General features: G+C 71.4%; 9 protein-coding genes. 5 read left to right on the top strand and 4 right to left on the bottom strand.

Features of this window, described 5'->3' with window-relative positions; all coding sequences use genetic code 11:
• Positions 1–103: 103 nt before the first annotated feature.
• The 3 genes from C7C45_RS12505 to C7C45_RS12495 form a co-directional block, all read right to left on the bottom strand.
• Positions 104–1,120, bottom strand: coding sequence for an ABC transporter permease subunit (locus tag C7C45_RS12505; RefSeq protein WP_110563851.1), 1,017 nt, complete (start codon positions 1,118–1,120; stop codon positions 104–106).
• The gene (locus C7C45_RS12500) at positions 1,117–2,127 is read right to left on the bottom strand and encodes an ATP-binding cassette domain-containing protein (RefSeq protein WP_110563784.1); all 1,011 of its coding nucleotides are present in this window, start codon (positions 2,125–2,127) and stop codon (positions 1,117–1,119) included. Before C7C45_RS12500 ends, C7C45_RS12505 begins: the two co-directional genes overlap by 4 nt.
• A 121-nt stretch (positions 2,128–2,248) precedes the next feature.
• Entirely contained in the window at positions 2,249–3,034 is a 786-nt protein-coding gene (locus tag C7C45_RS12495; protein ID WP_110563783.1) for a DeoR/GlpR family DNA-binding transcription regulator, read from the bottom strand.
• A gap of 199 nt (positions 3,035–3,233) precedes the next feature.
• On the opposite strand from C7C45_RS12495, the gene C7C45_RS12490 reads away from it, so the two are divergent.
• From C7C45_RS12490 to nagA, 3 genes are read left to right on the top strand one after another with little or no spacing between them, the layout of a single operon-like run.
• Positions 3,234–4,163 (top strand): SIS domain-containing protein, encoded by a 930-nt coding sequence (locus C7C45_RS12490; protein ID WP_110563782.1) that lies wholly within the window; start codon positions 3,234–3,236, stop codon positions 4,161–4,163.
• A complete protein-coding gene (locus C7C45_RS12485) occupies positions 4,160–5,134 on the top strand; it encodes an ROK family protein (protein WP_110563781.1) in 975 nt (324 codons plus the stop codon). Before C7C45_RS12490 ends, C7C45_RS12485 begins: the two co-directional genes overlap by 4 nt.
• On the top strand, positions 5,131–6,240 hold the full coding sequence (gene nagA / locus C7C45_RS12480) for an N-acetylglucosamine-6-phosphate deacetylase (protein ID WP_110563780.1): 1,110 nt from the start codon (positions 5,131–5,133) through the stop codon (positions 6,238–6,240). Before C7C45_RS12485 ends, nagA begins: the two co-directional genes overlap by 4 nt.
• Before the next feature lie 521 nt (positions 6,241–6,761).
• Here the strand turns inward: nagA and C7C45_RS12475 are convergent.
• Positions 6,762–7,985 (bottom strand): DUF4032 domain-containing protein, encoded by a 1,224-nt coding sequence (locus tag C7C45_RS12475; protein WP_110563779.1) that lies wholly within the window; start codon positions 7,983–7,985, stop codon positions 6,762–6,764.
• 89 nt (positions 7,986–8,074) lie between these two features.
• Here C7C45_RS12475 and C7C45_RS12470 point away from each other — a divergent pair, with 89 nt between their 5' ends.
• Positions 8,075–8,821, top strand: coding sequence for a phosphatase PAP2 family protein (locus C7C45_RS12470; protein ID WP_110563778.1), 747 nt, complete (start codon positions 8,075–8,077; stop codon positions 8,819–8,821).
• 10 nt (positions 8,822–8,831) lie between these two features.
• A complete protein-coding gene (locus C7C45_RS12465; RefSeq protein WP_110563777.1) occupies positions 8,832–10,070 on the top strand; it encodes an APC family permease in 1,239 nt (412 codons plus the stop codon).
• Positions 10,071–10,110 lie beyond the last annotated feature (40 nt).

Below are 10,110 nucleotides of genomic sequence, written 5' to 3'. Positions count from 1 at the left end.
GGGTGGAAGCAGAGCAAAGGGCCCGCGTGAGGTGGATGGTCGCTCCCACGAACACGCGAAGGCCGCCGGCATGAGCCGACGGCCTTCGCGTCGAACGCTGGAATCAGGAGATGTCGCGGCGACGCATCGCCCAGAGCGCCGCCCCGAGGATCACCACCAACCCGACCGAGAAGATCAGGGAGGACTGCTGCCAGGTGATGTCCAAGGTCGCCGGTTCGCAGGACCCGTAGTAGGTCGCGTTGCAGGATTGGAAGTCCTGCAGGGTGACCGTCTTCGTCATCCAGGCCAGCGCGTACGTGGGCAACAACCACGCCTCGGCCCACCGCACGCTCGCCATCGCCAGCAGGATGCCCAGACCGAACTGGCCGACCACCATCACCGCCACCACACCGCCGAGGGCCATCGCGGTGTGTCGACCAAGCGAGGCGAGGGCGAAGCCGATGGTGGTGAGCACCAGCACCAGCACCACGCCGCGTACCCCGGTCAGGACGAACGACTGCCAGGTTCCGGAGGTCATCTTGTCGGTGCTGCCCCGGAACGAGGCGACCACCCAGAACCCGGCGAACCAGACCACCGCGGCGGGCAGCGTCACCGCCAGCATGCCGGTGAGCAGCGCGGCCAGCTTGGTGAGCAGCACAGTGAGCCGCTTCGGTCGCCAGAGCAGCAGGTTCATCATGCCGCCGGTGCTCCACTCGGCACCCACGAAGGACGCGCCGACCACGAACCCGACCAGGGCGAGGATCGCCGCGAACGGGATCAGCGTCTCGTCGAACGTCTTCTTGAAGTCGAACGTCGAGGGCAGGAACCACTCGGCCTGGATCTCCTCCCGCGGCGGCGGCGAGATCACCGAGCAGTCGTCGGGGTAGCGGCCGTCGGTCGCCGTGCCGGCCGCCTTGGCCTGCTCGCACGCGGCGCGCTCCTGCTCGCTCCAGCGCACCTGCTCCTGGTACTGCTGGTCGGCCTGACGTTCGGCCCTGGCAAGCTGATCGGCGCCGATCTTCTGGTTGGTGAAGAACACGCCGACCACGATCGCGACCAGCACCAGCAGGCCGAGCAGCGTCATGTAGCGGGTGAAGCGCCGCTTGGTGAGCCGGCGCAGCTCCGTACGAAAGAGGCTCACGCGCCCCACCCTCCCCCGGCGGTACCGGGCTGACCCGTGCCACCGACCTTCATGGACTCGTCGACCTGCCGGTGCTGACCGGGGACCGGTGCGGTGGCGGTCAGTTCGAGGAAGACGCTCTCCAGATCGACGGCGATCGGAGCCAACTCGCTGACGTAGAGGTTGCGCTCGGCGAGCAGGCGCGTCACCGAGGCCGGCTTGTCGACGCCGGCCAGCATCAGGTGGTCCGGGTGACCGGTGACCCGGATCCCCGCCTGGGTGAGCGCCTCGGTGGCCGCCGGCAGGTCGCTGACCGCCTCCAGGCGGACGCGTACCGCACCGGACGAGTGCTGTGCGAGCACCTCGTCGACCGGGCCGAAGGCGACCCGCCGGCCCAGCGAGATGATGGTGACCGAGTCGCAGATCAGCTGGATCTCGCCGAGGATGTGGCTGGACAACACCACGGTCATGCCGGATTCGGCGAGGTTGCGCATCAGTGTGCGCATCTCCCGGATGCCGCCCGGGTCGAGGCCGTTGGCCGGCTCGTCGAGGATGAGCAACTTCGGGTTCTTCAGCAGGGCTGAGGCAACGGCGAGCCGCTGCTTCATGCCCAACGAGTACGTCTTGACCCGCTCGCCGGAACGGTCGCGCAGCCCGACGAGTTCGAGCACCTCGTCGACCCGGATGGCCGGCACCTCGCCCGCCCCGGCCAGAAGGGACAGGGTGTCCCGTGCCGTGAAGTGCGGGAAGAACTGCGGGCTCTCCACGATCGCGCCGACCTGACCGGCGACCAGGGGCAGCGCGTCGGGGACCTCGTGCCCGAGCAGCGCCATCCGGCCGCCGTCGGGCCGGATCAGGCCGAGCAGGGTACGCAGCGTGGTGGTCTTGCCGGAACCGTTGGGGCCCAGGAAGCCGTGCACCTGCCCTGCGTCGACCCGCATGTCGAAGCCGTCGAGCGCGTTGCGGGTGCCGCGCCGACGACTCTTGTACGTCTTACGTAGACCTTCGATCTCCAGGACAGCTGGCAAAGCTGCACCTCCCCGATGGGTGGGCGTGACAGCCGACACCATACGCGGTATGCAGACCCGCGCAATACGCGGTATGCACAGACGCGCCGAACGGGCTATTTCATCGACGGAGCGTGAGCGCTCAGGCGCAGATGACCTGCACGCCTGCGGCGCGGAAGGCGTCCACCAGTTCCGGGGCGGCGCCGGAGTCGGTCACCAGCGTCTCCACCCGCTCGATCGGGCAGATCCGGGCGAAGGCGTGACCCCCCAGCTTGGACGAATCCGCGATGATCACTACGCGCTTAGCTCGGGCCACCATCAGGTTGTTCATCGCGGCCTCCCCCTCGTGGTGGGCGGCGGCGCCGAGCTGCGGGTCGATCGCGTCCACGCCGAGCAGCGCGACGTCCAGGGTCACCTCGCGCAGCAGCGCCCCGCCCAGCGGGCCGACAAGTTCGAACGACTTCGGGCGGACCACCCCGCCGGCCACCACGACCTTCATCCGCGAACGGACCAGCAACTCGTTGGCGATGTTCAGCGCGTTGGTCACCACGGTGAGCTGGGCACCCTCGGCACTGGTGTTCAGATCTGGTCGGACGGCGAGCGCCCTCGCCACCTCGGTGCTGGTGGTGCCGCCATTGAGGCCGACCACGGTGCCCGGCGTGACGAGTGCCGCCGCGGCCGCGCCGATCCGCTGCTTCTCCGCCGAGTGTTTGGCCGTCTTGTACCGCAGTGGCAGGTCGTACGAGACGCCGTTCGCGACCGCGCCACCCCGGGTCCTCGTGATCATCTGCTGCTGGGCGAGCTGGTCGAAGTCACGCCGGATGGTGGCCTGGGAGACGTCCAGCCGCTCGGCCGCCGCCTCGACGCTGACCCGGCCGTTGTCGGTCAGCATCTCGAGCAGGGCATTCCATCTGGCGTACCGGTCCACCGCGGGGGCCCTCCCAGTGACTGCACGGACGGTGATTGATTGCGTGCACACTAGTGCGCGAAACTAGGCTGGCGCAAAAGACTGAACTGCGCGATCGGCTGGCCGGTTGCCACGGCCACCCACATTCGCGCAGAATAACGCGCGAAATGCGGCTCTAACGAGCCATATTGCGCACCGGCCGCCCCTGCGAGGAGTTCCCATGGCGTACGTGGACGCGGAGATCGCGAGCCAACCCGACTGCTGGCGGGAGGCAGCCGAACTGGCCGGCGTCGTACACGGTGACCTGCCGCGCCCCGGTGAGCGGGTCGCCGTCGTCGGTTGCGGCACGTCGTGGTTCATGGCGATGGCGTACGCGGCCCGCCGCGAGCAGGCCGGTCAGGGCGAGACCGACGCGTTCCAGGCGTCCGAGTTCCCCGCCGGCCGCCGCTACGACCGGTTGATCGCGATCACCCGCTCCGGCACCACCACCGAGGTGCTGGAGTTGCTCGCCGCGCTGCGCGGGCAGACACCCACCACCGTCATCGTCGGTGACCCGACGTCCCCGGTGGTCGAACTGGCCACCGCCACGGTGGCCATGCCCTTCGCCGACGAGCGGTCAGTGGTGCAGACCCGCTTCGCGACCACCGCGCTGGCCCTGCTCCGGGCCCACCTCGGCGACCCGGTGACCGCGCTCGCCGCCGACGCCGAAGTCGCGGTGCGGTCCCCGTTGCCGATCGACCCGGCCACCATCGGGCAGGCCACCTTCCTCGGTCGGGGGTGGACGGTGGGGCTGGCCCAGGAGGCCGCGTTGAAGTGCCGCGAGGCGGCCACCTTCTGGGCCGAGGCCTACCCGGCGATGGACTACCGGCACGGGCCCATCTCCGTCGCCGCACCCGGCCGACTGGTCTGGGCGTTCGGCGAGCTGCCCGAGGGGCTACCCGAGGATGTGGCCGCCACCGGCGCGGCCTTCGTGCACAGCCGCACGCACGGCTGGCGCACGGTGCTGGGCAGTTGGTCCGCCGGTCGTACCCCGGTCGACCCGATGGCCGACCTGATCCTGGCCCAACGCTTCGCGGTCGCGCTGGCGACCAGCCGGGGCCTCGACCCGGACGCGCCCCGACACCTGTCCCGGTCCGTGGTGCTGGCGTGAGCGACCGCGTGGTCGTTGCGCTGGACGTCGGCGGGACCGGCATGAAATGCGCCCTGGTCCGGCCGGACGGCGTCGCGGTACGCACCGAGCGGCACCCCACCGACGCCCTGCGCGGCCCGGCCGCTGTGGTCGGCACGATCCTGGACGTGGCCGCCGGGCTGGCCGCCAAGGCCCGCGCCGACGGGCTCACCCCGGTCGCGCTCGGCATCGCCGTGCCCGGGGTGGTGGACGAGGCGCGCGGAGTCGCGGTCTGGTCGGCGAACGTGGGCTTCCGGGACGTACCCCTGCGGGACCTGGCGGTGACGCGGCTCGGCCTGCCGACGGCGATCGGCCACGACGTGCGCGTGGGGGGTCTCGCCGAGGCCCGCCTCGGCGCCGGCCGCGGCGCCGGGCACGTGTTGTTCGTGGCGATCGGCACCGGCATTGCCGCCGCGCACGTCGTCGACGGCTCGGCCGCCGTGGGCGCCCACGGTGCCGCCGGGGAGATCGGCCACATCCTGGTCCGACCGGACGGCCCGCGCTGCGGGTGCGGTCGACCCGGCTGCCTGGAGGCGGTCGCCTCGGCCGCCGCGATCGGCCGCCGCTACGCCGAACTGGCCGGCGAGACGGCCGACGCTCCGGTGACAGCGGCCGAGGTGGCCGAGCGGGCGACGGCCGGCGAGGCGCTCGCCAACCAGGTCTGGCAGGAGGCGGTCGAGGCCCTCGCCGACGGCCTCGCCACCGGGCAGGCGCTGTTCGACGTGGCGACGATCGTGCTCGGTGGCGGCCTGGCCCAGGCCGGGGACCGGCTGCTGATCCCACTGCGGGCAGCACTGCACGAACGGATGACCTTCCACCGGGAGCCGCAACTGGTCGCGGCGGCCCTCGGCGACGAGGCCGGTTGCCTCGGCGCCGCCCTGCTCGCCCTGGATGCGGTACGCGTCCGTGACCAGGACGCGGTACGCGTCCGTGACCTTCAGGAGAGGCGATGACCGTGCGGGTGAACGGCCGAGTGGTGACCCCGAACGGTGTCATCCGACAGGGCTGCGTCGAGTGGGACGGGGACCGGATCACCGCGGTTGCCGAGTACCCGTCGGTCCGCGACGGACACTGGATTCTGCCCGGCTTCGTCGACATGCACACACACGGTGGTGGTGGGCACACCTTCACCACCGGGGACGCCGACGAGGCCCGGGCGGCGGCCACCTTCCACCTCGCGCACGGCACGACCACCCTGCTGGCCAGCCTGGTCAGCGCGCCCTTCCCGCTGATGCGGGCGGCCACCGAGGCATTCGCCCCGCTGGTCGACGAGGGTGTGCTGGCGGGGGTCCACTTCGAAGGGCCCTATCTTTCCGCTGCCCGTTGTGGCGCGCAGAACCCGGAGTACCTGCGCGACCCGTCGACCGACGAGCTGTCCGAGCTGATCGAGCTGGGTCGGGGCGCGATCCGGATGGTCACCCTCGCCCCGGAGCGCGACGGCGCACTGGAGGCGATCAAGCTGCTCACCGCGCAGCGGGTGGTGGCGGCGGTGGGCCACACCGATGCGACGTACGAGCAGACCCGCGCCGCGGTCGCCGCCGGCGCCAGTGTCGGCACCCACCTGTTCAACGGCATGCGGCCGGTGCACCACCGTGAGCCGGGCCCGGTGGTGGCTCTGCTCGACGCGCCCACCGTGATCTGCGAGCTGGTCGCCGACGGCGTGCACCTGCACGACGGCATGCTGACCTTCGTCACCGCGACCACAGGCCCGGACCGCGCGGCGCTGATCACCGACGCGATGGCCGCCGCGGGCATGGCCGATGGCGAGTACGAGTTGGGTGGCCAGGCCGTCACCGTGACCGACGGGGTGGCCCGCCTCGCCCGCGACGGCGCGATCGCCGGCAGCACGCTGACCATGGACGCCGCGCTGCGGCACGCCGTGACTGCCGGGATACCGATCGCCGACGCGGCGCGGATGGTGGCCACCACCCCGGCGCGAGCCATCGGCCTGGGCAACCGGGTCGGAGCCCTTCAGGTGGGCCTCCGCGCCGACCTGGTGGTGCTGGACTCCGACCTGAACGTGGTCCGGGTCCTCCGCAACGGCACCTGGGTGGAGTGACGCCGAGCCCGTCCACTACCGGCCGAGCCTGACCTCCGCTGGCGCTGGCACCGTGCCTGTTTCGCGGCCTGTAGAGCTGCCCCAAATGTGGGGCAAGCGGAGCCACGGGACACACAGACCTACGGCACACACAGACCGGCGGCACACTGACCTACGGCACACGCAGACCCGCGGCACACTGACCCGCGGCCCACACAGACCCGCGGCACACACAGACCCGCGGCCCGCGCAGACCTGCGGCACACTGACCTGCGGCCCGCGCAGACCCGCGGCACACTGGCCCGCGGCACACGCAAACGCCGCGATGCGACGATTTCGCCGATTGGGCCAGCGGCCCTGGCCGTTGTTTCGGCGGACAGGGTGTTAGCGGGGATCGATGCCAGCGGCATGGCGATGACGAGACGACCGCCCCATATCTGGGGCAGCTCTACAGGGCGCCAACCACACACTGGCCACCCAGCCTGCCCGACGATCCAGCCTGCCTCGACGAACGCAGGTCGGGCCGATCCCGAGGCGGAGGGTCAGCTGAGGGTGGGGACCTCGACGCCCAGGACGGCCTGCTCGTCGGGGCGGTGCACCAGCACGTCGGCCAGGTACGACTGGACCGCGTGGCGCATCCCGACGTCCCGGCCGGCACGCTCGGAGAGCAGCCACTTGTGCTCGATGATCTGCGCGAACAGCTCCTGCGGTTCCAGCTTCTGCCGAAGGTGCGCGGGAACGGCCCGGACCACCGGCTCGAAGACCTCGGTGAGCCAGCGGTGCGCGGCCTGCTGCTCGTCGACCAGGTCGCTCTCCGCCCGATAGGCGTCCAGGTCGTTGAGCAGCTTGCGGGCCTGGTTCTCCTCAGCGTCCAGACCGGTCAGCCGCAGCAGCCGCCGGGTGTGGTAGCCGGCGTCGACCACCTTCGGCCGAACCAGGTAACGCCCATCGTCGATGGAGGACATGGCCACCTCGGCCACGTCGAAGCCCAGCTCGTTGAGGCGGCGGATCCGACCCTCGATGTCGTGCCGGGCCTCCCGCTCGACCGCCTGCTCGTAGGTGATCTCGTGCCAGAGCCGCTCGTAGCGCTGTACGACCTCCTCGCAGACCACCTCCGGGTCGATGGACTCGTGCAGCAGGCCGGCGGCCTGCAGGTCCAGCGCCTCACCGAAGATGTTCACCCGGGCGATCTCCAGGTCCTCACCGCGCTGCCCGTTGGAGAGTGAGTTGTGCAGCGCGCCCGTCTCCGCGTCCACCAGGTAGGCGGCGAAGGCTCCCGCGTCCCTGCGGAACAGGGTGTTCGACAGTGAGCAGTCGCCCCAGAAGAAGCCGGTCAGGTGCATTCGCACGATCAGGGCGGCGAGCGCGTCGAGCAGCCGGCTCATCGTCTCCGGTCGCAGGGTGTGCGAGAAGAGCGCCCGGTACGGCAGCGAGAACTGCAGGTGCCGCGTGATCAGCACCGATTCGAGGGGCTCCCCGTCCTCGGTCTGCCGGTCGGCGACGACCGCCACCGCCTCGACCGAGGGGAAGTCGATCCGTTCCAGAGCCCGGAGCAGGTCGTACTCCCGCTCGGCGATCCGCTCGCGAGTCTCCTTGAACGCGTACACGTAGTCACCGAGCCGGACGAACCGGACGATGTGTCGGGAGATGCCCTGCGGCAGCGCCACCAGATGTTGGGCAGGCCACTCCTCCAGCGGTGTCGACCAGGGTAGGTCGAGCAGCGCCGGGTCCACGAGGGCAGACGTGATCCGCACGGGCACAAGCATGACTGGTCGCCCCCGCATCCGCTCTACATCGTGGCTGGGCCCACAGCGCGGGACTCCCGGGCCTCGCGCCGGGCCGGTAGCGTGGTCGCGTGCTCAAACCCACAGCGGTACGACGTGACCTGCGGCTACGGCCTGTCCGCCCGGCCAGCTGGTGGTTCGACGCCCTGCTACTGGTCGGGTTTGGTGCGGTGACCCTGGCCCTCGCCACAGGTGCGTTGCTCGGGCTGGATCTGGCGGTCCGGGAATGGGCTTATGCCCACCACCCGGCGCCGATCTACTGGACGGCACGGGCGTTCAACCTCATCGGCCAGGGGGGCTGGTTGTTGACGCCCCTCGCTGGGGCGCTCGCCGTGGCGGTGGCCTGGCGGGACCGCACCGTCCGGCCGCTGCTGCTGGTGGCGGGGGCGTTCGTGCTCCTGTACCTGACGGTCGGGCCGCTCAAGCTCCTGACTGACCGGGCCGCGCCCAGCTCCGATCTGCCACCGACCCAGTCGGTTCGGATCTTCAATGACCTGCCGCCCACCGAGTATGACCTGTCCTATCCGTCTGGGCACGTCGTCAACGCGATCCTCTGGTACGGGGTGATAGCCGTACTGCTGACCGCGCTGACGGCTGGGCGACTGCACCCGACCGTGTACCGACTGATCCGGTTCGCCCCGCCGGCCATCCTGCTGGTCACCACGACCTACCTGAACTTCCACTGGCTCACCGACGGTGTGTCAGCCCTGCTGATCGGGCTCTTCCTGGACCGGCTGCTGCACCGGGTGCCCTGGGACGGCCTGCCGCTACCCGGCCGGCTACGCGCATGGGACCGGCCGTTCACCTCGTACTCCTAGGGTTCGGCCTGTGGATCGACTGGCTCGGCGACTCGGCGTACCCGATGCGGTTGTCATCGGGTTGGGCTCGATGCTCGGCGCGGGCGTCTTCGTGGTCTTCGGCCCGGCCGCGGCGGCGGCCGGCGGCGCCGGGCTGCTGCCCGCGCTGGTGCTCGCCGGCTTCATCGCCTACTGCAACGCGACAAGCTCGGCGCGGCTGGCGGCCCGCTACCCCGAGTCCGGCGGCACCTACGTGTACGGCCGGGAGCGACTCGGGCCGTTCGCCGGTTTCCTGGCCGGTTGGGGCTTCGTGGTCGGCAAGACCGCGAGCTGCGCGGCGATGGCGTTGACCATCGGGGCGTACCTGTGGCCAGGTCAGACCCGGTTGGTCGCGGTCGGGGCGGTGCTCGCGGTGACGGCGGTGAACCTGCGGGGCATCGGCAAGACGGCCACCGTGACCAGAGCGCTTGTCGCGCTGGTGCTCGCGGTGCTGGCCCTGGTCGCGGTCGTCGGCGTGGCGGGCGGGCCGGTGCACCTGGACCGGCTCGCCGACCCGGGCGGCTCCGCCCGGGGCGTGCTCACCGCCGCCGGGCTGCTCTTCTTCGCCTTCGCCGGGTACGCCCGGATCGCCACGCTCGGTGAGGAGGTACGCGACCCGCAGCGGACCATTCCTCGCGCGGTGCCCCTGGCGCTCGGGGCCGTGCTCGTGATCTACCTGGTGCTGGCCGTGGTCACGCTCGGCGTGCTCGGTGCCGACCGGCTGGCCGGATCTGCCGCGCCCCTGGTCGACGTGGTGTCCGCCGCCGGGCTACCCGGCCTGGCGTGGGTGGTCCGCGCCGGGGCCACGATCGCGGTGGTCGGGGTGCTGCTCTCCCTGGTCGCTGGCGTCGGCCGGACCACCCTCGCCATGGCCCGCCGCCGTGACCTGCCCGGCGCGCTGGCCGCCGTGCACCCGGTCCACCAGGTGCCGCACCGCGCCGAGTTGGCGGTGGCCGCCGTGGTGATCGTGGTCGTGCTGCTCGGCGACGTACGGCAGGCGATCGGCTTCTCCAGTTGCACCGTGCTGGTCTACTACGCGATCACCAACGCGGCGGCGCTCACCCTGGGTCGGGAACCTGGCCGGCGGCTGCCGGTGCAGGTGCTCGCCGGCCTCGGGCTGGTCGGGTGCCTGCTGCTCGCGGTCAACCTGCCGCTGAGCAGCGTCCTCGCCGGCTTTGGCGTGCTCGCCATCGGTGCCGCCTGGCACGGGCTGCGGCTCGCACGCCGGTGACCCGGGTGGGCCACCGGCGCGCAGGGGTCAGCGACTGAGC

It is taken from the genome of Micromonospora arborensis (assembly GCF_003205615.1).
GTDB classification, from domain to species: Bacteria; Actinomycetota; Actinomycetes; order Mycobacteriales; family Micromonosporaceae; genus Micromonospora; species Micromonospora arborensis.
This window is presented reverse-complemented; position numbering and strand designations above follow the sequence as displayed.

Coding starts and splice junctions, on each gene's coding strand:
- C7C45_RS12490 (WP_110563782.1), top strand. CDS start 3,234: ATGGCGTACGTGGACGCGGAGATCGCGAGCCAACCCGACTGCTGGCGG.
- nagA (WP_110563780.1), top strand. CDS start 5,131: ATGACCGTGCGGGTGAACGGCCGAGTGGTGACCCCGAACGGTGTCATC.
- C7C45_RS12475 (WP_110563779.1), bottom strand. CDS start 7,985: ATGCTTGTGCCCGTGCGGATCACGTCTGCCCTCGTGGACCCGGCGCTG.